This is a genomic window from Roseivirga sp. UBA1976 (genome assembly GCF_002336325.1).
Lineage (GTDB): Bacteria > Bacteroidota > Bacteroidia > Cytophagales > Cyclobacteriaceae > Roseivirga > Roseivirga thermotolerans.
Genome location: NZ_DDDQ01000180.1, coordinates 1 through 23354, shown reverse-complemented (window position 1 = coordinate 23354; position 23354 = coordinate 1). Strand labels below are relative to the sequence as shown.

Annotated in this window: 27 protein-coding genes; 17 read left to right on the top strand and 10 right to left on the bottom strand. The window is 43.9% G+C overall.

Annotated elements, in window-relative coordinates:
* The first annotated feature begins 124 nt into the window (after nucleotides 1–124).
* The 4 genes from B3763_RS18715 to B3763_RS18700 all read left to right on the top strand — a co-directional run bounded on the left by B3763_RS18715 (nucleotide 125) and on the right by B3763_RS18700 (nucleotide 3510).
* Nucleotides 125–979, top strand: coding sequence for a universal stress protein (locus tag B3763_RS18715; RefSeq protein ID WP_286748368.1), 855 nt, complete (start codon nucleotides 125–127; stop codon nucleotides 977–979).
* The gene (locus tag B3763_RS18710; protein ID WP_189629695.1) at nucleotides 979–1860 is read left to right on the top strand and encodes a mechanosensitive ion channel family protein; all 882 of its coding nucleotides are present in this window, start codon (nucleotides 979–981) and stop codon (nucleotides 1858–1860) included. The genes B3763_RS18715 and B3763_RS18710 overlap by 1 nt, the downstream gene beginning before the upstream one ends.
* Nucleotides 1790–2905 carry a magnesium/cobalt transporter CorA gene (gene corA, locus B3763_RS18705; protein WP_286748367.1) on the top strand — a complete coding sequence of 372 codons (1116 nt, stop codon included), beginning with the start codon at nucleotides 1790–1792 and terminating at the stop codon, nucleotides 2903–2905. Before B3763_RS18710 ends, corA begins: the two co-directional genes overlap by 71 nt.
* 98 nt (nucleotides 2906–3003) lie before the next feature.
* Complete coding sequence (locus tag B3763_RS18700; protein WP_286748366.1) at nucleotides 3004–3510, top strand: hypothetical protein; 507 nt, start codon at nucleotides 3004–3006, stop codon at nucleotides 3508–3510.
* A gap of 196 nt (nucleotides 3511–3706) precedes the next feature.
* On the opposite strand, the gene xerD is transcribed toward B3763_RS18700, so the two are convergent.
* Nucleotides 3707–4606, bottom strand: a complete 900-nt coding sequence (gene xerD / locus B3763_RS18695) for a site-specific tyrosine recombinase XerD (protein WP_286748365.1) — start codon at nucleotides 4604–4606, stop codon at nucleotides 3707–3709.
* Nucleotides 4607–4735: 129 nt separating this feature from the next.
* Here xerD and aroQ point away from each other — a divergent pair, with 129 nt between their 5' ends.
* The 6 genes from aroQ (at nucleotide 4736) to ppgK (ending at nucleotide 8438) form a co-directional block, all read left to right on the top strand.
* Nucleotides 4736–5155, top strand: a complete 420-nt coding sequence (gene aroQ / locus B3763_RS18690) for a type II 3-dehydroquinate dehydratase (RefSeq protein WP_286748364.1) — start codon at nucleotides 4736–4738, stop codon at nucleotides 5153–5155.
* A gap of 87 nt (nucleotides 5156–5242) precedes the next feature.
* A complete protein-coding gene (locus tag B3763_RS18685; protein ID WP_189630058.1) occupies nucleotides 5243–5815 on the top strand; it encodes a MarC family protein in 573 nt (190 codons plus the stop codon).
* Nucleotides 5812–6270: a ribonuclease HI gene (gene rnhA / locus B3763_RS18680; protein ID WP_189629690.1), complete on the top strand. Its 459-nt coding sequence runs from the start codon at nucleotides 5812–5814 to the stop codon at nucleotides 6268–6270. Before B3763_RS18685 ends, rnhA begins: the two co-directional genes overlap by 4 nt.
* Nucleotides 6271–6425: 155 nt before the next feature.
* The gene (locus tag B3763_RS18675) at nucleotides 6426–7142 is read left to right on the top strand and encodes a tRNA1(Val) (adenine(37)-N6)-methyltransferase (protein ID WP_286748363.1); all 717 of its coding nucleotides are present in this window, start codon (nucleotides 6426–6428) and stop codon (nucleotides 7140–7142) included.
* Nucleotides 7139–7630: a VOC family protein gene (locus tag B3763_RS18670; RefSeq protein WP_286748362.1), complete on the top strand. Its 492-nt coding sequence runs from the start codon at nucleotides 7139–7141 to the stop codon at nucleotides 7628–7630. Before B3763_RS18675 ends, B3763_RS18670 begins: the two co-directional genes overlap by 4 nt.
* Nucleotides 7631–7691: 61 nt before the next feature.
* Nucleotides 7692–8438, top strand: coding sequence for a polyphosphate--glucose phosphotransferase (gene ppgK / locus B3763_RS18665; RefSeq protein ID WP_189629687.1), 747 nt, complete (start codon nucleotides 7692–7694; stop codon nucleotides 8436–8438).
* 4 nt (nucleotides 8439–8442) lie between these two features.
* Here the strand turns inward: ppgK and B3763_RS18660 are convergent, their stop codons facing one another.
* Nucleotides 8443–9108 (bottom strand): hypothetical protein, encoded by a 666-nt coding sequence (locus B3763_RS18660; RefSeq protein WP_189629686.1) that lies wholly within the window; start codon nucleotides 9106–9108, stop codon nucleotides 8443–8445.
* A 93-nt stretch (nucleotides 9109–9201) separates the two neighbouring features.
* Here B3763_RS18660 and B3763_RS18655 point away from each other — a divergent pair, with 93 nt between their 5' ends.
* On the top strand, nucleotides 9202–11541 hold the full coding sequence (locus B3763_RS18655; protein ID WP_286748361.1) for a penicillin-binding protein 1A: 2340 nt from the start codon (nucleotides 9202–9204) through the stop codon (nucleotides 11539–11541).
* 43 nt (nucleotides 11542–11584) lie between these two features.
* Here B3763_RS18655 and B3763_RS18650 read toward each other — a convergent pair whose 3' ends face one another.
* Entirely contained in the window at nucleotides 11585–12928 is a 1344-nt protein-coding gene (locus B3763_RS18650; RefSeq protein ID WP_286748360.1) for a saccharopine dehydrogenase family protein, read from the bottom strand.
* A 277-nt stretch (nucleotides 12929–13205) separates the two neighbouring features.
* Here B3763_RS18650 and cdd point away from each other — a divergent pair, with 277 nt between their 5' ends.
* Together cdd and B3763_RS18640 are read left to right on the top strand one after the other, a co-directional pair.
* Nucleotides 13206–13697 (top strand): cytidine deaminase, encoded by a 492-nt coding sequence (cdd, locus tag B3763_RS18645; RefSeq protein WP_286748359.1) that lies wholly within the window; start codon nucleotides 13206–13208, stop codon nucleotides 13695–13697.
* Nucleotides 13697–14350, top strand: a complete 654-nt coding sequence (locus B3763_RS18640) for an alpha/beta hydrolase (protein ID WP_189629682.1) — start codon at nucleotides 13697–13699, stop codon at nucleotides 14348–14350. The genes cdd and B3763_RS18640 overlap by 1 nt, the downstream gene beginning before the upstream one ends.
* Here the strand turns inward: B3763_RS18640 and B3763_RS18635 are convergent.
* From B3763_RS18635 to B3763_RS18625, 3 genes are all read right to left on the bottom strand, one after another.
* Nucleotides 14338–15336 (bottom strand): beta galactosidase jelly roll domain-containing protein, encoded by a 999-nt coding sequence (locus tag B3763_RS18635; protein WP_286748358.1) that lies wholly within the window; start codon nucleotides 15334–15336, stop codon nucleotides 14338–14340. The genes B3763_RS18640 and B3763_RS18635 overlap by 13 nt on opposite strands.
* A 392-nt stretch (nucleotides 15337–15728) precedes the next feature.
* The gene (locus B3763_RS18630) at nucleotides 15729–16418 is read right to left on the bottom strand and encodes a response regulator transcription factor (protein WP_189629680.1); all 690 of its coding nucleotides are present in this window, start codon (nucleotides 16416–16418) and stop codon (nucleotides 15729–15731) included.
* 21 nt (nucleotides 16419–16439) lie between these two features.
* On the bottom strand, nucleotides 16440–17996 hold the full coding sequence (locus B3763_RS18625) for a sensor histidine kinase (protein WP_286748357.1): 1557 nt from the start codon (nucleotides 17994–17996) through the stop codon (nucleotides 16440–16442).
* 133 nt (nucleotides 17997–18129) lie between these two features.
* Between B3763_RS18625 and rpsF the strand changes: the two genes are divergently transcribed.
* From rpsF to B3763_RS18605, 4 genes are all read left to right on the top strand, one after another.
* The gene (gene rpsF, locus B3763_RS18620; RefSeq protein WP_189629678.1) at nucleotides 18130–18492 is read left to right on the top strand and encodes a 30S ribosomal protein S6; all 363 of its coding nucleotides are present in this window, start codon (nucleotides 18130–18132) and stop codon (nucleotides 18490–18492) included.
* A complete protein-coding gene (gene rpsR, locus B3763_RS18615) occupies nucleotides 18489–18740 on the top strand; it encodes a 30S ribosomal protein S18 (protein ID WP_189629677.1) in 252 nt (83 codons plus the stop codon). The genes rpsF and rpsR overlap by 4 nt, the downstream gene beginning before the upstream one ends.
* Nucleotides 18741–18762: 22 nt before the next feature.
* On the top strand, nucleotides 18763–19206 hold the full coding sequence (gene rplI, locus B3763_RS18610; RefSeq protein WP_189629676.1) for a 50S ribosomal protein L9: 444 nt from the start codon (nucleotides 18763–18765) through the stop codon (nucleotides 19204–19206).
* 237 nt (nucleotides 19207–19443) lie between these two features.
* Nucleotides 19444–20025, top strand: a complete 582-nt coding sequence (locus B3763_RS18605; RefSeq protein ID WP_286748355.1) for an HD domain-containing protein — start codon at nucleotides 19444–19446, stop codon at nucleotides 20023–20025.
* A 3-nt stretch (nucleotides 20026–20028) separates the two neighbouring features.
* On the opposite strand, the gene B3763_RS18600 is transcribed toward B3763_RS18605, so the two are convergent.
* From B3763_RS18600 to B3763_RS18585, 4 genes are all read right to left on the bottom strand, one after another.
* Nucleotides 20029–20955 carry a glycosyltransferase family 2 protein gene (locus B3763_RS18600; RefSeq protein ID WP_286748354.1) on the bottom strand — a complete coding sequence of 309 codons (927 nt, stop codon included), beginning with the start codon at nucleotides 20953–20955 and terminating at the stop codon, nucleotides 20029–20031.
* Nucleotides 20952–22208, bottom strand: coding sequence for a hypothetical protein (locus B3763_RS18595; RefSeq protein ID WP_286748353.1), 1257 nt, complete (start codon nucleotides 22206–22208; stop codon nucleotides 20952–20954). Before B3763_RS18595 ends, B3763_RS18600 begins: the two co-directional genes overlap by 4 nt.
* 16 nt (nucleotides 22209–22224) lie before the next feature.
* Nucleotides 22225–23148, bottom strand: coding sequence for a GNAT family N-acetyltransferase (locus tag B3763_RS18590; RefSeq protein WP_286748352.1), 924 nt, complete (start codon nucleotides 23146–23148; stop codon nucleotides 22225–22227).
* On the bottom strand, nucleotides 23145–23354 hold a 210-nt coding region (locus B3763_RS18585; RefSeq protein WP_286748351.1), incomplete at its 5' end, for a WxcM-like domain-containing protein. The genes B3763_RS18590 and B3763_RS18585, both read right to left, overlap by 4 nt.

The window sequence follows — 23354 nt, the reverse complement described above, 5'->3', positions numbered from 1 at the left end:
ATTTCGGGCAAAAATAAGTGAGTTGAAGCAGAATTGAAATTTTAAGCTACCCTTTCAACTATTTCCAAAAATTGTTTTGGCGATTACTCGAATATGTCTGAATTTGATAAAAATCTTAAGATAGATGTACGAGAAGATACTTGTGCCGGTAGATTTTACGGACAAAACCATAAAAGCTCTGGATGTAGCCAAGTGCATTGCCAAAAAAACCAATGCAGAAATTGCGCTTATTCATGTAGTAAAGGCTGCCCTGGCGGTATATATGGACGAACTGGGTATATACAAGAGTAAGTCTAAAACAGGGCAAAAGTTTCTGGAAGAGATTATAGAGCAGAACGAGCGCAAGATGGAAAAGTACATGGAGAAGCTCGAATCAGAAGGGTTGAAAATCTCATATAAATTAAAGATTGACAGTTCGCCCGATAAGATTGCCGAGCTGGTGGCCGAGGAAGGCTATGACCTGACCATAGTGGGCAACTACGAACACCAGCGGTTCGATGAGTTCCTTAAGAAAACCCACCCGGAGCGTATCGCCAAACTGGCTCAAAACCCGGTAATCACGGTAAACCACACTGATGAGACCTTTAGCCCTAACCGAATATTGGTGCCTACGAATTTAGAGGATGACTGCACTCAAAAAATGAATGACCTGCTGGCCTTTGCACAAAAGTTTGAGAGCGAACTACAGTTTGTATTTGTAAACACTCCCGCCAATTTTCATACCACGCCACAAATTAGAAAACGCAGTCGAATCTGGTTCGAAAAACAGGGGCTCAGCGGACATCAGCTGCATGTATATAATACCAAGCAGCTTCAGAAAGGATTGCTCAACGCAGCAGACTTCTACGAATCGGACATGATCGCTCTGTTTTCGAAACACTCCGAGTCGCTGCGCGATCTTATTAAGGGAAACATTACAGAGTACCTCATTACCAGGTCAGATATTCCGGTAATGACATTTAACCTTAATCAAGCCTGATGGAATTACCTTTTGAATTCTTAAATTATACATCATACGGTTGGGTAAACCTAGCCAGCTACGTCATAGGCATATTCTTTATTGCCTATATTTTGTTGCGAATGCTTAGGGCTATTCTCAAAAAATTCATCAATAAGTCGAGCGATGAAATGAGGGTAGACCCCACCAAATACACATTTTTGAGCAATGCCCTGGGGTTTATTATTTACACCATAGCCCTCATTGTTATTTTTCTTACCATCGATGAGCTCAAAACACTAGGTGTAACTCTTTTTGCTGGTGCGGGTATTATAGCCGCCATTATTGGTTTTGCCTCCCAGGCCGCCTTCTCCAATATAGTGAGCGGTATCTTCATTGTTATTTTTCAACCCTTCAGAGTAGGCGATATCGTTAAAATAAGCTCCAGCTACTCCGGGGTGGTAGAAGATATTACCCTAAGGCACACCGTAATCCGCGATTTTGAAAACAAAAGACTGGTTATTCCCAATTCTGTAATAAGTGCCGAAACCATTCATAATTTTAATATTGTAGATGAAAAGGTCTGCAACCATATATTCTATGGTATCAGTTATGACTCTGACATAGACCTGGCCATAAAGATCATTCAACAAGAGGCCATGAAGCATCGCCATTTTATTGACCAGCGCAGCGATGAAGACAAGGCCCGTAAAGTGCCGCCTGTAGTGGTGCGCCTTATCGATTTTGGAGAGTCGAGCATAAACCTTAGGGCTAGTGTATGGACAGAAGACCCTATGAAGGGTTTTGAATTAAAGTGCGATATTAATAAGTCAATCAAAGAAAGATTCGATCGTGAAGGAATTGAAATACCTTTCCCCTACCGAACTATTGTCTATAAGGAGGCGAAGAAAAAAGAAAGCTGAAACCAGTGTAGTTTCTAAAAAGCTCAACCAAATGCCCGGCTCGCTAATTTATACGGGCGAGCAGCATGTAGACAAGGTAAGTCTGGACCTAATAATGTTTAATACCGACCATCTGGAAGAGCGTAGCCTTAATCTTAGTGAAGTATCTACCGTGAAAGGCAACGGGCATGTAGCCTGGCTCAATGTGGTAGGCCTACACGACACGGAGTATATTAAGACCATTGGCGAAGCTTTTAATATTCATAACCTGGCTATGGAAGACATTCTGAATGTACACCAGCGGCCTACTTTCGATGAATATGACGACCATTTCTTTATTGCTACTAAGATGTTCCGAACCGCTCAGGAAGCCATTATCTCTGAGCAAGTGAGTATGATTGTGGGTGAAGGCTACATCATTACCTTTCAGGAAAAGTCGGGCGATATTTTCGATGGTGTAAGAAACAGGCTTCGTAATGCTAAAGGGCGTATTCGAACCAGACGATCGGACTATTTGGCCTTTGCCTTACTCGATGTAATTGTGGACCACTACCTGGCGATTATTGAAGAGTATGGCGATGAAATTAATGAGCAAGAGGCCCGGCTACTGGGCAACTACAATAAGGGCATTCTCAACGACCTGAACCTGAGTAAAAAAGAAGTTAACTATCTGAGGCGCTTTGCCCGGCCACTGCGCGATACGGTGATTAGCTTCAACAAATCGGATCTTCCGGTCATTGACAAAAAAACACGCCCTTTCTTAAAAGACTTACACGACCATATAACCAATGTTACTGAAACCATTGAGGTATACAGGGAAACCATAAACGACAACCTCAACACCTACCACACGCACATGACCAATAAATTAAATGATGTGCTTAAAGTGCTCACTATTTTTTCTGTGGTGTTTATTCCACTCACCTTTATGGCGGGTATATATGGAATGAACTTCGAGCACATGCCGGAACTAAGTTATAAATACTCTTACCCCATTTTCTGGGGAGCTATTGTTATTGTTGCGGCAGGCATGATCTACTACTTCAAGCGCAAGCGGTGGTTATAGTTTGGGGCTTGTTGGTTCATGGCTTATAGTTTATGGTACAAAGTGGCTGTCTGTATTTTTTTATTAATGCTCGGATTTGGTGATTTTAAATTATTCGAATGTTAAAACGGTATATTGTTTCAAATACAAACACTGAACTTACAATCATTAAGAATCCGGCAAGGGCTAAAGTTAATTTCTACCTTATTCTTCTTTTTACCATCATATGGTATGTTGCTCTAATTCGAGGTTACAAAAGCACTGCAGATAGTTGGGGGTTTATTTTTTATCTCGTCCCGCTTCTACTTATACCCCAAGCGTTTAAATATTTAACTTCTGGATTCTCTTCCAGCAAAATTACCTTTTCCAAAAACACGCGAACAGCGGACATCTACGGCAAAAAGCGGATCAAATTTGATGACGTAAAAAAAGTACTTGTCGATTATCCTAACAAGTACGTTATCGATGAGTGCACGCTACATCTGGTATTGTTTAATGGCGAGAAGATTCAAATAGATCGATCAGATGCCAATTTCAACTCCGAGGTAATTCAAACTGCCAGATCAATTGCCCGGGTTCTGGGAGTAACTATAGAAGATAAACATCCCTATGAAGAGAAATTATAACCTGTTCAAGGCTCCAAACGTAATATTCCGGGTCGACCACTAAATGAGGAATTACCCCTCCTTACCACTCTCGCTTAAAGGTGGGCTTTATAATGCCTTCCATCACTTGGGATTATAAACCATAAACCAATTTTTCTAATGAACCCTTGGCTTCATCACTTGCCCAAGCTCATTTCCCCCCACTTTGAACCCTGAACTAACTCCGTGGATGAAATTCCTGAATCACCTGCCTGAGGTAGTCCCTGTCAAGGTGGGTATAAATTTCAGTGGTGGTAATAGACTCGTGACCGAGCATCTCCTGTACGGCCCGAAGATCGGCTCCTCCTTCTATCAGGTGGGTAGCAAAAGAGTGCCTGAAGGTATGTGGGCTAATAGCCTTTTTGATGCCGGCCTTTTGCACCAGATTTTTAATCATAATAAAGACCATTTGACGGCTAAGCTGCTTACCATTTCTATTGAGAAACATAAACGTCTCGTGCCCATGCTTAATATCCAGGTGTACGCGTACTTCTTCCATGTACAGACGAATATACTTTAAGGCTTCGCGGCCTACCGGTACAAGTCGCTCCTTACTACCCTTACCTAAAATGCGTAAAAAGCCCACATCGAAATGCACATTAGACAGTCTAAGGCCTGTAAGCTCCGAAACCCTGAGTCCTGAACTATAAAGAGTCTCCAGCATGGCTCTATTACGCATTCCTTCGGGAGTAGAGTGATCGATTGCCGCGAGTATCTGATCTATTTCTTCAACGGAAAGCGTATCGGGCAGCTTTCTTCCCAGCTTAGGAGACTCTAAAAGTTCGGTAGGGTCTGTTTCTAAACCACCTTCATAAACCAAAAACTTGTAAAACGACTTTAGGCCAGAGATAATCCGTGCCTGAGAATAGGCACTCATTCCCAACTCATTAATGAATTCTACAAAGTTCTGCAGCTCAACCATGGTAACCTGTTGAGCCGTTTTTTCAGAGTTATTCAACTCCAGAAACTGCTTAAACTTCGATACATCGCGCACATAAGCTTCCACAGAGTTGGGGCTCAACGAACGTTCGAGCTTAAGGTAGTTTTCATATTCCTGAATGTATATATCCCAGGCCATTTTCAAGTTTAATGAATTAGCTCCATCAGAAGCGTCATTCCGTAAATTTTCTTCCAAAATTATAGAGAAAGGAAAATGTCCGGAATCTCTTCAATTCCAAAATGAGGAAAATGTCTTAGTTTTAGCCCTATGAAGATCATCATCATCAACGGTCCGAATCTGAATTTGCTTGGGGTAAGAGAGAAAAGTGTCTACGGAAACAAAAGTTTTGAAGATTACTTTAAGGAATTGAAGCTAAAACACAGCGATCTGGATTTAGAGTATTACCAAAGTAATGTGGAGGGTGAACTGATCAACAAACTACACGAAGTTGGTTTTTCATACGATGGTATAATCCTGAATGCAGGAGCCTATACCCATACTTCTGTAGCCATTTCCGATGCAGTGGCTGCCATTAAAACCCCGGTGGTTGAGGTACACATTTCCAATATCCATGCCCGTGAAGAGTACCGTCACCTAAGCCTGATCACCGCCAATTGTGCCGGTATGATTACCGGTTTTGGATTGAAGGGTTACGAGATGGCTCTTTACTATCTCAAGGATTGTTAAGATTTGTTCATTTAGGTAACGATTTCGACAGAAAGACTTAACCTAATTCTTTGCCCTATTCCCTAGCTTTGCAAAAACATTTTTGCCATGCTGGACTTTACACAGATACTATCCGTAACCCTGATTCTTTTTTCAGTAATAGACATTCTTGGCTCTATACCCATTATTATTGACCTAAGAAAAAAAGTAGGTCATGTACAATCCGAAAAAGCCACTATAGTAGCCGGCATCCTCATGATACTCTTCCTGTTTGCCGGAGACAACCTGCTTGCTCTTTTTGGTATCGATGTAGGTTCATTTGCCATTGCCGGTTCCATCATTATGTTCATTATTGGTATGGAAATGATTTTGGGTAGGGCTTTCTTTAAGAATGAACCCACGGCCTCCAACAACACCTCTGTAGTTCCCATAGCTTTCCCCTTAATTGCAGGGGCAGGAACCCTAACCACCCTTATATCCATTAAGGCAGAATACGATGAACTCAACATTCTTGTCGGTATAATTATTAATCTGGGGTTTGTTTATCTGGTTTTAAAATCTACCAACTGGCTGGAGCGCAAAATTGGTGAAGGCGGCATAGGTATTTTGCAGAAGATATTCGGAATAATTCTGCTTTCCATTGCCATTAAGCTCTTCAAAGACAATATTGCGAACCTATGATCACCATCTACACCGATGGCTCCTCCAGAGGCAATCCCGGACCGGGAGGCTATGGGGTTGTCATGAAGTTCAGAGAACACAGAAAGGAAATATCTCAGGGTTACCGAAAAACCACGAACAATCGTATGGAGCTACTGGCCATTATTGTTGGCCTGGAGGCTATAAAAGTACCCAATGCCCCCGTCAAAATCTATTCAGACTCTAAGTATGTCATAGACTCGGTAACTAAAGGCTGGCTCTGGGGCTGGATTAAAAAAGACTTTAAAGGCAAGAAAAACAAAGATTTGTGGCTACGCTTTGTTGAAATATACAACAAGCATCGGGTGAGCTTTCAGTGGGTTAAAGGCCATGCAGGAATTCCTGAAAATGAACGTTGCGACCAACTGGCTGTACAAGCCGCAGAAGGTTCCAACCTGCTGATTGATGAAGGCTTTGAATCAGGGCTTTATTCTTAGAGCTCAAAGTCGATGGTTCAATGTTCAAAATAAGAGTTTAATCTAATGTGGGCAAAGACAAGCAGTGTATCCAAGTTCCCTTTAGGAGATTTGGGGGAAGTTGGTTCTGTTTTCAATGAGCTTTGAACTTAAATCATTCAAACGTAAACCCGGCCATGGCAAATACCTTCTTCCGGTTCAAGCAATTTAAAGTAGAACAGGCCCAATGTGCCATGAAGGTAACCACCGAAGCCTGTATTTTTGGAGCACTTTCTGCTCAGCTTTCACAACCTCATAATCCAAATCGTATATTAGACATTGGCACTGGCACCGGCCTGCTCGCGCTCATGAAAGCTCAGCATACGCAGTGCGCCATAGATGCTGTAGAAATTAACGATGAGGCTTTTCTACAAGCGCGTGAGAACTTCTACGGCTCGCCATGGAAAAACAGATTGTCACTCTTCCACACAGACATAGACCATTTTGAGCCCAATACGACCTATGACCTTATCATTAGCAATCCTCCGTTTTTTGAAAATCATCTTCAGGGAGAAAACTCTGCCAAAAACCAGGCCCTACACACCAACACCCTAGGTTATCATCAGTTAGCTGTTTGCATCAATCGCTTGTTGTCTCCCAAGGGCAATGCGCACATACTTCTGCCTCCACAACCAATGCAGATTTTCGAAGCTCTGGCAAAGGATTTGGGCCTATATACTCAGCAAAAAGTGAGTATCTATAACCGGCCCGGCTCGGCTCTTTTTAGAGAAGTGGTGAGTATTGGACGAACACCAATCAATACAACAAAGCAAAACTTTATCATTCGGGAGGTGGGGAATGAATACTCCAAAGAATTTGTTGGGCTGCTACAACCCTATTATCTGCATTTATGACCCATTATACTATTCCTGCCAACACCAGAATTGGCCATGTGCATTTAAAAGTATCTGACTTAGACCAGTCTATCCACTTTTATTGTCACCTGCTTGGTTTTGAAATTATACAGCGCATGGGTTCACAGGCAGCCTTTATTTCAGCCGGAGGTTATCATCATCACATTGGCCTCAACACCTGGCAAAGTAAGGGTCAACCTCCAGCGCCCAGTCACCATCCGGGGCTTTTTCATACAGCCATTCTCTACCCAACTAGAAAAGACTTGGCCACTATTTTTAGCAGGCTGTTAGATGAAGGCTACCCTTTTACCGGCTATGCAGACCATGGAGTATCTGAAGCTTTATATCTCAACGATCCGGATGGCAACGGTGTAGAGCTATATTGGGACAAACCCAAAGAACAGTGGCCTGTCAATTCTCAGGGAGAAATAGCCATGTATACCCGGCCTCTCAACACCCAAAGCCTGCTTCAGGAATTAGACGATTAGCCACTCTTAAATTGCAGCCCTAGAATATTTGCAATAAATTGTGCGCCTTTAAACTGTTTGTATGGAAATTTTGGGAATAGACGTTGGCGGTAGTGGTATAAAAGGAGCCATTGTAGATACCGAAAAAGGCAAGATTATATCGGACCGAATTAGAATTGCTACCCCAAAACCCTCTACTCCGGGAGCTGTTGCCGATGTGGTGAGGGAAATCAAAGACCAATTAAACTGGAAAGAAAACATAGGCGTGGCCTTCCCCACAGTGGTAGTCAACGGAAAGGCCATGTATAGCAGCAACCTACACAAAAGCTGGAAGGGCACTCAAATAGACGATCTCTTTTGTGAGTATTCCGGAGAAACAGTAACTGTTATTAACGATGCCGATGCGGCCGGTATAGCCGAAATGCGGTTTGGGGCCGGAAGACACCATCATGCCGGTCTGGTTATAGTGGTAACCATTGGCACTGGTTTGGGTAGCGGAGTTTTTTGGGACGGTCAGATTATCCCCAATTTTGAGCTGGGCCGTATGTTCTACAAAAACGGAGAACTTATTGAATACTACGCAGCAGATTCGGCCAGAAAGCGAGAAGACCTGAGCTTCGAAGTGTGGGGCAAGCGGCTTAACAAATTCCTAAAACATGTAGAGCGCATTCTTACTCCGGACTATATTATTTTGGGAGGTGGAGTGAGTAAACACATCCATAAGTTTCGGGATCAAATAGAAATTAATACTCCATTTGTAGTTTCAGAAAAACTCAACAATGCCGGAATCATCGGTGCTGCAGTAAATGCAGCCGATCACCACAAATAATACCTTACAGGTAAAACAAGTCGTCCGGGTCTACAACAGCAGGAAGAATAAGCTCCCCCTGGTTAATAAACCGCTGCATACCCAACATTACTTCAAAAGTAGGCTGATGAAGGTGCTTGGGTATTTTGTATAGGCGTTCGTCCTTCTTCTCGAAAGGCGGTTGTATTTTGGCTCCAAACAAATGAGGCAAAAGTATTTTAGAGCAGCTGAAAGCTATACGGTCGAACTCGTGCTCCTGAAAATGCCTTGAAACCCTCTCGTTTATATTCTCGAAAAATTCAATTCCACTTGCCAGTCTTATTCGGCTTCCTGCTCTGGACTTCCCCTTGGTCTTTAAGTGCTTTATCTGGCTTTTCCCCTGCTTTTTCCGAACCATATAAGCCGTAAACACTTTGTGCGAAAGGCAGTCTTCTCCATTAAATACACCTACAGAGGCGCTTCCTGTCTGCACCAACAACATCAGGTATTTAACCACCTTTTGCTCTTGCATTTGCCCGTTGGGTTCAAAAAACAGGGTAATAGGCAACCGAAAGGAAAAGGGAAGACCTTCCTGTTCCCATTCCAGCCTGTGTTTCTCAAAATCATAGCTCATTGGCACAGAGGCCTTGTACAGTTCCTGCACTACTTCTACCACCGCATCGCGCTTCAAAAACTTCGATTGCACATCCATCTGACCAGCAAATTATGGTTCACGCTTCACTCTGGAAAACTATTCTTATAATTTTGCAAGAATTACAAGAAACATACGTTTTTCCCAAAGTCCATGGTAAGCCGAAAAAAGAAAAATAGCTGGAAACGCTGGATCAAGTGGATAGGCTTTAGCGCTGTCCTGGGGCTGCTTGCCCTATTTTCTTTTTACCTCTCCGTACGCTGGGAAATTTGGGAGCCTCTCCCCTCTTCTGAACAACTGGCTGACATAAAGCAAAGCCAGGCTACTGAGGTTTATGCCCGGGGAGGAGAACTCATTGGCAAATACTTTATTTTCGATCGCCAACCCGTCACTTTTGAAGAAATTCCCAAGCACCTTATTGAGGCTCTTATTGCTACAGAAGACGCACGCTTTTATGAACACAACGGAGTAGATCGTAGAAGTTTACTCAGGGTTATCTTCAAATCTATACTTATGGGCGATGAGTCGGCCGGTGGTGGCAGCACTCTCTCCCAGCAACTCATTAAAAATTTATACCCCAGAAAAGACCACGGCATATTCTCCATGCCTGTGAGTAAAATAAAGGAAGCCATTTGCGCTACACGATTAGAAAAGCTCTACTCCAAAGAAGAAATCATTACGCTATACCTCAATACCGTGCCTTTTGGCGACAATACTTATGGTGTTGAAAGCGCTGCCGAAAAGTTTTTCGGCAAACGAACAGAAGACCTCACCCTGGAAGAATCGGCAGTAATAGTAGGTATGCTCAAGGCCTCACATAGCTATAACCCCAGGCTTTTTCCGGAACGCTCGGTAAGCAGACGCAACACGGTATTGGCTCAAATGGAACGCTACGGTTACCTGATGAATGAGCAAAGACAAATTGCCAGTAAAAAACCACTCAAACTAAGCTATAAATCCTTCAGCCATGAAGACGGCCTTGCACCATACTTTAGAGCCAGCTTGCAGAAAAAACTGGAAAAATGGCTTAAAGAATACAACAAAGAGAACAATACCGATCTGAATCTTTTTACCAGTGGACTTAGAATATATACCACATTAGACTATAACCTGCAACAGATGGCCGAAGAGGCCTTGGCCGAACACCTGAGCAGTCTTCAGGATGAATTCGAAGATAGTTATGGAAGACGTGCCCCCTGGCTAATGAACAACACCATTATTCAGGACGCAGTACGAAAATCTGACTACTACAAGAAGTTGAAAGCTCAGAAACTCACCGAAAAACAAATTGAGGATTCGTTGAAACTTAAAAGGCCCATGGAACTTTGGGACTGGGAAGGTAGCAGAGTGGTTCAGGCGAGTCATCTCGATAGCGTGAAGCACTACCTAAAGTTTTTGCAAGGCGGTGCTCTTTCTGTAGACCCCTTTACCGGAGCGGTTAGAACCTGGGTGGGAGGCATTAACTTTGAACACTTTCAATATGACCATGTGAGTATGGCCAAGAGGCAAGTTGGCTCTACTTTTAAACCCATAGTGTATGCTGCGGCTCTGGAGAAAGGGGCCAAACCCTGCGATTATTATTCCGGACAACAGGTTACATATGCCAACTACGATAACTGGACGGCCACCAACTCAGGAGGTGAATCTTACGACCTGAACTACGCAATGAAAACTGCTTTGAGCAAATCAATAAATACCGTGGCCGTGAAAGTAATGGAAGATGCCGGAATACCCGAAATCATTGACCTGGCTCATCGTATGGGCATAGAGTCCGACATACCCTATGTTCCTTCTATTGCCCTGGGCACAGCAGAAATGAACATGTTGGAGCTTGCCAAAGCCTATACCTCTTTCATTAATTTTGGTAAGCCGGCTAAGCCTTATTTCATTCAGAAAATCGAAGACAACAAAGGCAAAGAGTTGGCACAGTTTAAACCGGAAGTGGCCGAGACTCCTGTCTTTTCCGAAGAAAATCGTCAGGCCATGATAGAAATGATGAAGGGCACCGTAACTGAGGGCACCGCTCAGCGACTACGCTGGAAATACGGCCTATCGAATGATATAGCCGGGAAAACAGGCACTACGCAAGACAACAAAGACGGTTGGTTTGTGGCTCTTACTCCCAGGCTCATTACCATTACCTGGGTTGGCTCAGACGACCATCGCATTGGGTTTAGAACCACGGCCATGGGCCAGGGGGCTAACTCTGCCCTGCCCATATATGCGCTCTTTCAGCAGAAAATGAACCGCTCTACCGATCATCAGTCCATTGCCTATGCCAGGTTTTCTCCCCCCTCTACCCGCGTGCTCAACCTCATGAACTGTGCTCCGGAGAAAGAAGCGGGTTTTCTGCGCAGAATTTTCGTCAACACAGACAAACCCAAAACTACCCGGCTGGAGATTGACAGCACGGCTGTAGAAACTCCCAAAAAAGAAGGGCTATTCAAGAAGATTGGCAACATCTTTAAAAAGAAGAATAAGAAAGACAATTAGTCTTTCATAATAAGAGGTTATCCCGTTTGCCCACTTATTCCAGTTAGTCTAGTATTACTTCTTCCTCAATGAACTGAAACCCTAAAGAATCCAACTCATCCAGTATAGGTGCATAGAACTCTTTGGAAATAGGAACCTGAACCCCTCTCGACTCAATTTTGCCTTCAGAGAATAGGCGTATGGCGATGGCCAAAGGTAAACCTACGGTCTTAGACATAGCTGTTTCGCGAGCATTCTCTCCGGTAGCCACCATGGCCGACCGAATACGTTTGGTCACCCCTTCCTCTTCATAATCGAACAAATGCCACATGACAATTTGATCTTTCTTATCAGGGCCAATGGTCCATTTTTTCTTGAGAATGTGTTCTAAAACTTGGGCAGGTGTACCCTTCATTAGGCCCACAGGCTCTTCATCGAACATGCCCAGCCACTGAAGTTTGTGCATTTCGGGCCCTTCCAGGTCTAACCCCAGGTAGTGCGCCAACTTAAGCTCTACAGAATCTTTAGGGTTAAAAGAAAGAAAAGAGTTTATGAACTGGCGATGGGTCATACCCTCTACCCCTTCCATCAGGTAGCTGTCGTCAGTAGCCCCAAGCTGTACAAATACATCCCAAGCCTTGCAAAATCCAGGCCTCCTCAAAGTTCCCCGATAAAGCGTTTTAATGCCTCTTAGGTTGTACACGTCCAAATACATGAGGGAATCTCGGTTGGCATAGCCTTCAAAATAGCCATACCCCGGAATGTGAATCATTTCTATTCGCCTGAAAAGCTTGTGGTAAGGAATGAATTTATAACGTCCTTCCTGAATAAATTTTACGGTTCCCTGACCTGCCAACACCACATTTCTGGGGTTCCAGGTAAACCCGTACTGCCAGGGGTTATCATCGGTAGGGTCTGGTGCCAAAAGTCCGCCTGTAAACGATTCAAATGCCCTTAACTCCAGGCCTTTCTCTTCTCTAATGTGGTCAATTACCTTCATAGCCGACATATGGTCTATACCAGGATCCAATCCACACTCATTTAAAAACAATAGCCCTTTAGACCTGGCTTGGTCATGCATAGCCTTCATGTCGTGCGAAACGTAAGAGGCTGTAAACAGGTGCTTCTCTAATTGCAGACAATCTTCGGCTACCACCGGGTGAAATTTGGCCGGAAGCATTGAAACCACAAAGTCATGTTCTTTTACCAAGCCTTTTCGCTCCTGATCGTTGGTAATGTCTAATGCCACAGCTTTTGCCCGCTCGTGGCCTCTGGCTTTGTCTTCGGCCAGTTGCAGTGCATAGTCGGCAATGGTCAACTGCCAATTGCGTTCTTTGGCATGATCCAGTAAGTAGCTTATCAAAGAATTGGAAGAGCGACCCGCTCCCAGTATCAAAATTTTCTCCATAGGTAGTTCACAAATACGTGTTCAGCGAATTAGGCAAAAATGAGGGCCAAGATCAAATTTGACAGTCACTTAGTTTGGCGATTACCGGGCAAGGCCAAATAGAAAATCATATAACACACTGTTTTTCAGTAGATTCTATAAAAAACAGTTAAAAAAGGCTTTATTGAGCGATTCTTTCGCAGACAGGAAGATCTTAAATTGCTACAGCGGGAGTGCGCCCTTTTGTTAACTATCCTCCAAAAGATTTGTATATTCATCGCCCTCTTTAAGAAAGCCTATGATAAAAAGAGAAATTACCAAAAACTCAAAACTCACCGTCTACTCAATAAATGATGCCGATCCGCAAGTGGTTCAATTGCTGGAAGAGGCACAAACAGCAGCCCAAAGGGCCTATTGTCCCTACTCTAATTTTCAGGTGGGTGCGGCTCTCCGGCTTAGCAATGGCCAAATTGTGCAGGGCAACAATCAGGAAAATGCCGCCTACCCCAGTGGATTGTGTGCAGAAAGGGTAGCCTTCTTTGCTGCCAAAAGCCTACACCCTGAGGAAGAAATAGAAATGGTGGCCATAGTGGCTAAACCCAAAACTGCCAAAAGCTTTAAGCTAGCCACTCCCTGTGGTAGTTGCAGACAAGTGATGAGTGAATACGAGAACCAGCAAACAAAACCTATTCGTTTATTTTTGCTCAATGAGAAGAATGAGGTGTATGAATCTGAGTCTATAGACAATATTCTACCCTTTAAATTTTCAGACAAGCATCTAAAGGAATAATGGAAAAGAGAATTGGCTTTGAGTTCAATGCGCGCTATGAACTACTGGGCACAGCGGGGCCACAGACAGATGAAGTATGGCTGGTTTGCCACGGCCACGGCCAGTTGGCGCGCTACTTCATTCGAAAGTTTAGCTCCATTGCGAATGAAAAAAGATTGATAGTTGCCCCGGAAGGACTCTTCCGTTACTATCTGCAGGGTTACAGCGGAAGAGTAGGTGCTACCTGGATGACCCGTGAAGACCGTGTAAGCGACATTACCAATTACATCAGTTATCTCTCAGCGGTTTACCGGGAGGTGATCATGCCATTGAATAAACCTCTAAAAATTACTTTTCTTGGCTTTTCTCAGGGAGCGGCAACCATATCGCGACTAGCCACTATGACTTCACTTCCTTTCGACAGGCTGGTGCTATGGGCAGGTATTTTCCCTCCTGATTTACCTCCTATCGAAAGTTCTGACAGACTCCGTAACAAAGAATGTTTACTGGTATACGGCTTGGCCGATGAATTTCTTTCGGATGAGAGAATGGCTGAGCAAAATGGAATTGCCCGCCAACTACGGGTAACTCCGGAGGTAATAACTTTTGATGGTCGTCATGAAATTAATGAGGAAGTGGTGCAGCAGATAGCTGCTCGCCCCTATCGCCAATAAGACCAGCGTCTGGCCATCCGCGTGGCCTCGGCTGTGGGCATTATCAATACGGGCCCTTCATAAATACCACCATTGGCTCCTATGTCTTCTACCCGTACAGAAACCACATTCTCTCCCTTCTTCAGAACCCCTTTTGGAATGTCGTAAACCCTTAGTTTGGCGTAGCTACCCGAGCGACCAAGAGGCCTTCCATCGTTGGTTTCTCCTACCTTCACCCCATTAATGAATACTTCATCGAAATCGTCTATTTTACCACATACAAGGGTCATTTCATCGAGCTTACCATTGGCAGGAATGGTGAATTTTTTACGATACCAGGCAAAATCATTGAGATCGAATATTCCTATGGTTTTCCAATTAGAGGGCACCATAATATCTTGCCAGCGGGAGTCGTCAAAGTCTGGCCTGGCATATTCCTGCCTGTCGCCCACCTTAAGCTTCCAGAGGCCTTCCAGGTAATAACTGTCTTTAAATTCTTCATCGAGATAGAGAATCCCCACTTCACCACTATAAATACCTCCTTCGCCTCCCTGATCGAAGACCCTCACAGCAATGAGGTTTTCGCCCTGATAGTTAATGAGCTCAGGAGGAATAACATATTGTCTTTCTGCGTTCCATGCCGTATAATAGTTGGGGTAAAAACTTCCTGAAAAGCCAATTTTCACTCCATTTACATAAACCTCGTCTACATCATCTATATATCCCAACCTGAGCAGGTGTACCTTTTCGCGCTTTAACCCCTTGCCGTCAAATGTTTTTCGATACCAGGCAAAACCATCGTAGCCATTAAACCCCTCTCGCTCCCAGCGTTGAGGCACATATATTTCTTCCCAGTCTGAATCGTTGTATTGCGGAGAGGCCCACTCCTCCCTGTCTCCAATAGAGAATTTCCAATCGCCTCTAAGGTTCATTAATCGTCTGGCATGCTGACCAAATGCCAGGCTATGAACCCCTATTATCAATACTATTATCAGTGTTTTTTTCATCGGTTAACTTTCAATGAAGGCTGTCTCAAAAATCAACGATAGCAAGCCTGAGCTTGTTGGCTTGGGGCTTCGTTAAGTTCTGAAACAGCTTCTTCATTGGTTCTGTAGTTTTAGTTTTAGTGATGTTCGAGTTATTTGATCTTTGAGCTTATGGTACAATTTTACGCTGTAATTCCAAAGCCGGTGTCATTGGGTAGTAAACGAATGTCATAAGTTGTCATAAGCTAGGTTTTAGATATCGGTTTTTCTTTGATTTCAAACCCATATTTCTCTTTTCAGGTTTTGACTCATTCTAACCGTAGACCTCTAAAAGCACTGTGCTTCAATGGGTTATTCTCGGGCTTTTACGTTATTCCTTTTGTCAGCCGTCTCCCCACTTCGCGCTTCCATCCTCAAGCCCTAAGCAACTTATAGCCTACACCATGCACCGTTAATATATGCCTTGGTTCGTTTGGGTTTTCTTCAATTCGCTGTCTCAACCTCAATATGAAGTTATCTACAGTTCGTGTGGTTGGCTGACTTTCATAACCCCATACTTTATTGAGTAGATCATACCGACTCACTACTTCGTTGGTGTGTTCCATTAAATATTGGAGTATTTCAAACTCTTTGTGCGACATACGCACTTCTCCTTCGTGTGTCCGGGCTACAAACTGCCCAAAATCTACCGTAAGATTGCCAATGCTAACCTCTCCTTTCAGGTTTTTATCGGAGCTCCCCTGGCTGCGCCTGAGAATGGCCTTTACCCTGGCGATTAATTCCCTCAAACTGAAGGGCTTTGTGAGGTAATCATCTGCCCCAAGCTCCAGCCCCAGTACTTTGTCAATCTCTTCACTCTTAGCCGTCAGAAAAATTATTGGGGTGAGTACACCGGCCTTTCGCATGGCTTTACATACATCAAAGCCTGACATTTTGGGCATCATCACATCTAATATTATCAAGTCGTACTGGCTCGCTGTGGCCTTCTTTAAGCCTTCGGCTCCATCAATTGCCAACTCTACCTGATACGACTCAAACTCCAGATTGTCTTTCAGCCCTAATCTCATGGCCGGTTCATCTTCTACTATGAGTATTTTAGACATTTCTTTAGTTCTGTTTAACTGTTAATGCTTTTTGGCCAAAGGCAGGAGAATGCTAAAGGTACTTCCCTCTCCCGGCTGGCTATCAATTTTTATTCTTCCTTCATGATCATCGATGATGTGTTTTACGATAGAGAGCCCAAGGCCCGCTCCTTTGGTGTCGTGAACATCGCCCGTAGGAACCCGGTAAAACTTCTCGAATAGCTTATCCAGTTGGTTTTTGGCAATTCCCAGTCCATTGTCTTTTACCATAATACAGGCAAAGTCATCGGTTTTGGTAGTCCGCACTTCCAGTTGTTTTCTTTCTGGGCTATACTTCATACCGTTGTCTATAAGGTTAACCAATACCTCGGTAATGGCTTCTCTGTCGGCCATCACTTCAAGGGGTTTGGGATGTAGCTGCATGGTGTGCTCAAAACCATTGCTTTCTAAGTGGTAGGAGTAAGTACTCATTACATCTTCAACCACTGCTGAGACATCTAACCTACTTTTTTTGTACTCCCGTTTGTTGGCCTCAACTTTAGAGAAACTCAGAATCCGATTGAGCATATTGGTTAGGCGGCTCACTTCTTTGGTTATGATCTCGTAGTATTCCTTCTTCTTGGCTTCCTCTTTAACCCTGTCCAGCAGCAGGGTTTCGGCAAACATATTAATGAGCGCGAGCGGGGTTCGGATTTCATGCGAAACATTGGAAACAAAATCGGCTTTTTTCTGAGCCAGCTCCATTTCCTTTTGCACATTCCTAAACACCAGCCAAACGCCAATAATCATAACCATCATAAGCAAGCCCAGGGCTATGAGGTTTTGGTTTTTTCTACGGTTCACTGCTTGTTCTACCGTGCCACCTTCGCGGGCAATGCCTACTTCAAATCGTGGCAAAAGATCTAGCGGTTCGCTTTCAATATCGCCCACCAACTCACCGGAGGTAGAGTAAATCTGGGTACCATCCGATATTCGGTTGCAGGTAATGATAAAGTCTCCTTGTGTCATCTCTTGAAACCGTGGCACCAACAACTGTTCTATGAACCCAACGGCATTGAAAAAATAGACATCTAAGAATACTTTTTCATTCACTACAGTAATGAAAAACTGATAATCGATATCCATACCCTGGTATGACAAATAGCTTTTGAAAGACTGAATCTTTTGGAATTTACCTTCTTGCATGTAGCGTACCAGCCTGTTTACAACGTCCTCTTGTGCATCGACCAAACTATCGACCTTGGTGATAAAAGTTTGCTCATGAAATTTGGGATTGGGGGACAGCAGACGTTCTTCATCAGTTCCCAATTCTTTCATATACAAGGCATAGAAAAAGGGAAAAGTAGATAGTTCCTTAAGTACCGAATCGGCAGGTTTTCCCCATTCCCCACCCAAAGCAGTGCCCACCACTTCAACGGTCTTTTCTTGTGCGGTTTGGTTTACCGAAAATAAAACCGACTCTAACTGCCTTCTGTAAATGGTGGTAAGCTCTCTTTCATCTACAGTAAGCGAGTTGAGCTGAAATACGCCATACGCCACCACCGGCAACACCAGTATAAGCAATATGGCCACAAGAGATTTTTTTGCCGAGCGCGTCAATGAGAAAGAATTTTAATCTCCTGAAATTAAGCATTCAAGAGCTGACTGATTAATTTTGTGACAATCTTTTACAAGGCAAGGTTTTTTAGACTGAATTACCTACCTTTGCAGCCCAAAACTTAATTTAATTCAAATGTTAAAAAACTACGAGACAGTATTCATTTTGAATCCCGTTTTGTCTGAAGATCAGATGAAGGATGCTGTCGGCCAATACGAACAACTCCTCAAAGAAGGTGGAGCTGAAGTAATCAACGTAGAAAAGTGGGGACTTAAGAAATTGGCTTACCCAATTCAACACAAGTCTACCGGTTTCTACAACCTGATGGAGTTCAAAGCCGACCCAAGTTTAATTGCCACTCTTGAAATCGAATTTAAAAGGGATGAGAGAGTAATGAGATTTCTGACCGTTGCCCTAGACAAGCACGCTGTTGAATACAACGAGAAAAGAAGATCTGGCGCATTTAAGAAAAACAAGAAAGAGGAGGTAGCAGCATGACACTTGTAAACGAACCAGTAAACAGAGAGCAGCAGAAAAAGAAGTACTGCCGCTTTAAGAAAAACGGTATCAAATACGTAGACTACAAGAATCCTGATTTCTTGTTGAGCTTCGTGAACGAGCAGGGCAAAATTCTTCCAAGAAGAATTACAGGTACCAGCTTAAAGTACCAGAAAAAAGTTACTCAGGCCGTGAAAAGAGCAAGACACCTTGCCTTGTTGCCATATGTAACTGATGGATTGAAATAATCACCTAAACTGTATAGACGTCATGGAAGTAATATTGAAAACAGATATTAAAGGTTTAGGGTACAAGAACGATACAGTAAGTGTAAAGCCCGGTTATGGTAGAAACTACCTTATTCCTCAGGGTTTTGCCATTATCGCTAATGAGTCTAACAAAAAACTCGTTGAAGAGAACATAAAACAAGCTGCTCACAAGGCAGAAAAAATTAAAGCTGACGCTGAAGCTATTGCTGCTGCAATTGGCGATGACACTTTAGAGATTAAAGCTAAAGTAGGTGAAAGCGGTAAGATTTTCGGAGCGGTTACTACTCTTCAGATCTCTGACGCCCTAAAAGCTAAAGGAATTGAAGTAGACAGAAAGAAAATCTCTTTCAAGAGCGAAGTAAAAATGGTTGGTGAATACGAAGTAGAAATCGACCTTCATAAAGAAGTTAAGAAAGACGTTAAATTCACTGTTGTAGCTGAATAAGTCTTTTTTCAATCACATTGAAACCCGGGCAGTGATGTTCGGGTTTTTTTATTTTAATGCCGGGCTACCTGTTAAATGGTGAAAATTAGGTTTCTATACTTTGACCCCATTTGTATCTTCGGCAATAACCAATGCAGGGTTTGTATGTATAGTGCCTCAGGTATAAATAGTCGAGTACACCTGCAGTATTTGAACAAGTAGACCCATTTTATTTTTTCGTAAACCCTACTCTAAATTATGTCTTCATCTTCTACCCTCAGTAAGCAAGTGCAGTTCATTCATGAGATTGACAAGCTCAAGTACGTTGAACGAATGACTTGCCTTTTTAACAGTAACCGCCACGAAAACGATGCAGAACACAGCTGGCACCTTTGTATGATGGCCCTGGTATTGGCCCCTCATTCAGACCAGCCTTTGGATATGCTCAAGGTGCTAAAAATGTTACTGATTCATGACATAGTAGAAATTGATGCCGGTGACACCTTTCTGTTCGATACGCAGAAGAGCCATGACAACACGGAAGAGGAGTTAAGAGCTGCTCATCGCATATTTGGCCTCTTACCTAAAGATCAGGCCGAAGAATTAATTGAGGTATGGAAGGAGTTTGAAGCGGCAGAAACCAACGAGGCCAAATTTGCCAAAGCCATAGACCGATTGGCTCCAATGATGCAAAATGCTTCGAACAAAGGAGGTACATGGGCGCAGCACAACGTGGCGTACGAAACAGTAATTGCCAAAAAACAAAGAATAAAAGAAGGTTCGGAAAGCCTCTGGCAATACGCTAAAGCATTGGTAGATAAGCACTACAAAAAGGCTTAAGGGCTATATACGGATTTTCTTTCGGTTTACCCGATTTACCCACCGGGCCAAATAAGAAACAGGATTAAATTGAACACCGGCTTCGCGCATCAGTTGCCTGTATTGAGAGGCCAGCACCAGGTGACCGGAGCGAAGGCATTGCCTGTACTCATAGTTAAGGCGTACGGCAAGTGCACCAAAGTCTTCCTTACTTTTACAAAGCTGAAACGCTTTTTCGCACACTTTGAAAACAGAGTTCATTTGTTCGTTGAGATGATGAGCATAGCGCTGACTGGACATGCTATTGGCTAGTTTGCGTTTTTCGATTAACACCTTATCGACATACCTATACTGCCAGAAGCGGCTGGAACGCACCCAAAAGTCAAAATCCTCATATGCCAGCGTTTCATCGTATCCACCCAGTCTATCGAATACTTCTCTCTTCACTACCATAGTCGGAGTACAAATAAAATATCTGCGCAGTATCCAATGAAACACCTCTCCACTGGGTATATAGGGCATAAGGTGTTTCCTCAAGAGCTCCTCGGTATGGTTGGCTATGAAATTTCCCTGGGCATCAATATAATTTCCATTGGAGAAAACCACTCCCAAATCGCTCTCTCCCTGCTCAAAGGCTTTTATGCTCTCTTCAATAAAGTCCGGCTTCATGCGATCATCGAGCGCAAAGTCAATTATGTACTGCCCGGTGCTCATGGCTAGTCCTTGGTTGAAGGTTTTGGTATAACCCCGGTTACTCGTATGAAATACAGTCTTAACCGAACGGCCTTCTATGGCGCGTTCAATATTCTCTACACTGTTATCCTTGCTGGCATCGTCTAGCACAATGATCTCCAAAGGAGCATAAGTTTGCTCAAAGAGCGAATGAAGTGCCTCCTGCACATAGGGTGCGTGGTTATAGGCTATACAAATTACTGAGACCAGCGGCTTCATCGGAACAAGAGTCTGCGGTTAAATATGATGAGGACAATAAAGAAACCCAAATAGCGCCATAAATAGCCGAGAGTCAGGGCTTCCAGCTCAAAATGATCGATAAGCAAGCCTACTGTACCCAAGTAAATAATGGCCGAAACAAACTGAGCTCCTATATACTTTACTGTTTCCACTCTGGCACTCAATACATAGGCCAGTAGATATGAGAGTATGGCAAAAAAGTCGCCTATTACCTGGTAGCGAACAAGGTAGGCTGCTCGTTCAAAACCCTGACTGAAAAACAGCTTGAGAAAAAACTCCTTGTTGAGGTAATATACCCCCAGACACAACACCGTAACGAACGCAACAAAACCCATTACCTTGAGTACGTACGACTTCAGTGCTCCCGGCTCATGGATTAGAGAGGCCATTTTAGGATAATAAACCACTCCCACGGTGCCGGTAAACACCAGCAGATAGCTTGTAGACATTTTGGCTACAGACTGCCACAGACCTGTTCTGTCCAAACCATAGAGATCTATCACATAATCCCTAACTGCAAAGTCTAACAATCGGCCGAAAACAATGGCACTAATGGCCATGAGAACGAACTTCCATATACGCTGAAACGATTGCTTATCAGGGCTCCCAAAACCCAGCTTAATGGACCTTCTTTTGGCCAGCAGATAGCCCAGTGCCACAAAAGCCATTAAGCCGTAACCAATGGCAAAACTAAGCAGAGCCATATCTATGGCACCAAACTTTACCCCTCCATAAACCACTGCTACCAGTAGTACAAGGCCCACAATATTGATAATGGCATACGTTTTTACCTTACGCAAGGCCAGAATAACCGAATTGAGGTAGCCCGACATAAGCATGAGAAACACTGACGGAACAAAGATGAGCAGAAACCGGGAGGGGCTCATTTCCTGCATAAACCGATCGAAAAAGTAATCCTGCTTCCAGAAGAAAAGCAACCCCAAAGTAATGGAGAAAAGAAGAGCGGTAACCCAAAAGCCCGTCTTAAAAACCCTTTTCCTCTCCTCTTCGGTCAGGGTCTCATCAGACCAGTACTTCATAATGCTTCGGTTCACCCCTTCGCTGGGCAAAAGAGTAAACAAAGACGTGAGGTTTTGAAAATGTGAGAGTAGTGTAATGCCTGAGGTGCCAAGCATAACCGCGAAAAGCTTATTGATAGTAAAGCCTCCCAAGGCTCTGAATACCACCGCGGTAAAAGACCAAGAAGAACTTTTCAGAAAATTAGATTTCAACCGCAATCTTTTGCTGCTAAGATAGTGTTTTCTGCCAACTCAAAGCCACTGAGGCTTTTGCTCCAAGGCTTTCTTTGAACCGAACAAGGGAAGCTTTTTCAATACCCCGAACATAGGACGACCCCAAATCGAGCATAGTAATTCCCTGTTGCCTACACCAATCGTACAGCCCGTTTACGAGCCCAACCATAGGGCTCACAGAATGCAATCCCCTGTCGCTAGCCGGTAAAAAGTGATACAAAGCATCTTCCCTCACCCGTACAGCTACAGTGGCTGCCGCCAACCGATTTTTAAGACTGAGACCAAAAGCATGATAATGCCCTTTGCAGGCCTTGACTTGTTCCAAAAGCTGCTCCTTGCCTAAGCTCACCGGCTGGTCTACCGTGTTGCGCCATTGTTCAATCTGCCGGAATACAGTGCTCAGAGCAGACGAGTCGTACCTTTCAAACACGGGTTCCTCCCGCAAGAGCTTCCTGAATCTGCGTAGTTGCATGCCCGACATTTGACTGGTTAGAGGTCTTTCGTTGACCGAAATCACATGAAAATTACGACTGCTTATGAGTTGGTAGCCGCTGGCTGTAAGCACTCGCTCTACCAATGACTGATTGCCGTAGACTGCCGGAGGTTGGTGTAAAGTGACGGTCTTGTAGCCGGCAGACTTCAAGTGCTTTTCTACTTGTTGCAGCCAAGCCAGCACCTCCGAATGAGTACAACTTGGAGCAATGTCTATACCTGAAAAAGGGGCATTCATGAGACTAATCACTTCATGTTCTCCGGCTGTAAAGCTTACCCGACAACACAAGCCCCCCGGGCTCAGCCCATAGAAACAAAGTGGCTCCTGGCCCGAGCTTACTTTACCGTAAGCTGGCAGGCCATACAGCAATTGTTCCGGCTCATTGGCCATGCTCTTATCAGGCAATTCACGGCTCAGTTCAATCATTTAAAGTCAGCTTTTTGCCTAATGTAATCTTCTTCTGAAAACTCGTCTGAAGCTAGCCCCAGCAATATGGCTTTTTCTTTAAACAGCATCTTCCCCCACCACATGGGAGGAATGTACAGCCCCTGATCGGGCGAGCTGAGCGTGCAGGTAAACAGCTCTCCGGCCGTATCTTCCAACACCACTTCTACCAGCCCCTGAATGCACAC

Coding starts and splice junctions, on each gene's coding strand:
- B3763_RS18715 (WP_286748368.1), top strand. CDS start 125: ATGTACGAGAAGATACTTGTGCCGGTAGATTTTACGGACAAAACCATA.
- B3763_RS18710 (WP_189629695.1), top strand. CDS start 979: ATGGAATTACCTTTTGAATTCTTAAATTATACATCATACGGTTGGGTA.
- B3763_RS18700 (WP_286748366.1), top strand. CDS start 3,004: ATGTTAAAACGGTATATTGTTTCAAATACAAACACTGAACTTACAATC.
- xerD (WP_286748365.1), bottom strand. CDS start 4,606: ATGGCCTGGGATATATACATTCAGGAATATGAAAACTACCTTAAGCTC.
- aroQ (WP_286748364.1), top strand. CDS start 4,736: ATGAAGATCATCATCATCAACGGTCCGAATCTGAATTTGCTTGGGGTA.
- B3763_RS18685 (WP_189630058.1), top strand. CDS start 5,243: ATGCTGGACTTTACACAGATACTATCCGTAACCCTGATTCTTTTTTCA.
- rnhA (WP_189629690.1), top strand. CDS start 5,812: ATGATCACCATCTACACCGATGGCTCCTCCAGAGGCAATCCCGGACCG.
- B3763_RS18675 (WP_286748363.1), top strand. CDS start 6,426: ATGGCAAATACCTTCTTCCGGTTCAAGCAATTTAAAGTAGAACAGGCC.
- B3763_RS18670 (WP_286748362.1), top strand. CDS start 7,139: ATGACCCATTATACTATTCCTGCCAACACCAGAATTGGCCATGTGCAT.
- ppgK (WP_189629687.1), top strand. CDS start 7,692: ATGGAAATTTTGGGAATAGACGTTGGCGGTAGTGGTATAAAAGGAGCC.
- B3763_RS18660 (WP_189629686.1), bottom strand. CDS start 9,108: ATGGATGTGCAATCGAAGTTTTTGAAGCGCGATGCGGTGGTAGAAGTA.
- B3763_RS18655 (WP_286748361.1), top strand. CDS start 9,202: ATGGTAAGCCGAAAAAAGAAAAATAGCTGGAAACGCTGGATCAAGTGG.
- B3763_RS18650 (WP_286748360.1), bottom strand. CDS start 12,928: ATGGAGAAAATTTTGATACTGGGAGCGGGTCGCTCTTCCAATTCTTTG.
- cdd (WP_286748359.1), top strand. CDS start 13,206: ATGATAAAAAGAGAAATTACCAAAAACTCAAAACTCACCGTCTACTCA.
- B3763_RS18640 (WP_189629682.1), top strand. CDS start 13,697: ATGGAAAAGAGAATTGGCTTTGAGTTCAATGCGCGCTATGAACTACTG.
- B3763_RS18635 (WP_286748358.1), bottom strand. CDS start 15,336: ATGAAAAAAACACTGATAATAGTATTGATAATAGGGGTTCATAGCCTG.
- B3763_RS18630 (WP_189629680.1), bottom strand. CDS start 16,418: ATGTCTAAAATACTCATAGTAGAAGATGAACCGGCCATGAGATTAGGG.
- rpsF (WP_189629678.1), top strand. CDS start 18,130: ATGTTAAAAAACTACGAGACAGTATTCATTTTGAATCCCGTTTTGTCT.
- rpsR (WP_189629677.1), top strand. CDS start 18,489: ATGACACTTGTAAACGAACCAGTAAACAGAGAGCAGCAGAAAAAGAAG.
- rplI (WP_189629676.1), top strand. CDS start 18,763: ATGGAAGTAATATTGAAAACAGATATTAAAGGTTTAGGGTACAAGAAC.
- B3763_RS18605 (WP_286748355.1), top strand. CDS start 19,444: ATGTCTTCATCTTCTACCCTCAGTAAGCAAGTGCAGTTCATTCATGAG.
- B3763_RS18600 (WP_286748354.1), bottom strand. CDS start 20,955: ATGAAGCCGCTGGTCTCAGTAATTTGTATAGCCTATAACCACGCACCC.
- B3763_RS18590 (WP_286748352.1), bottom strand. CDS start 23,148: ATGATTGAACTGAGCCGTGAATTGCCTGATAAGAGCATGGCCAATGAG.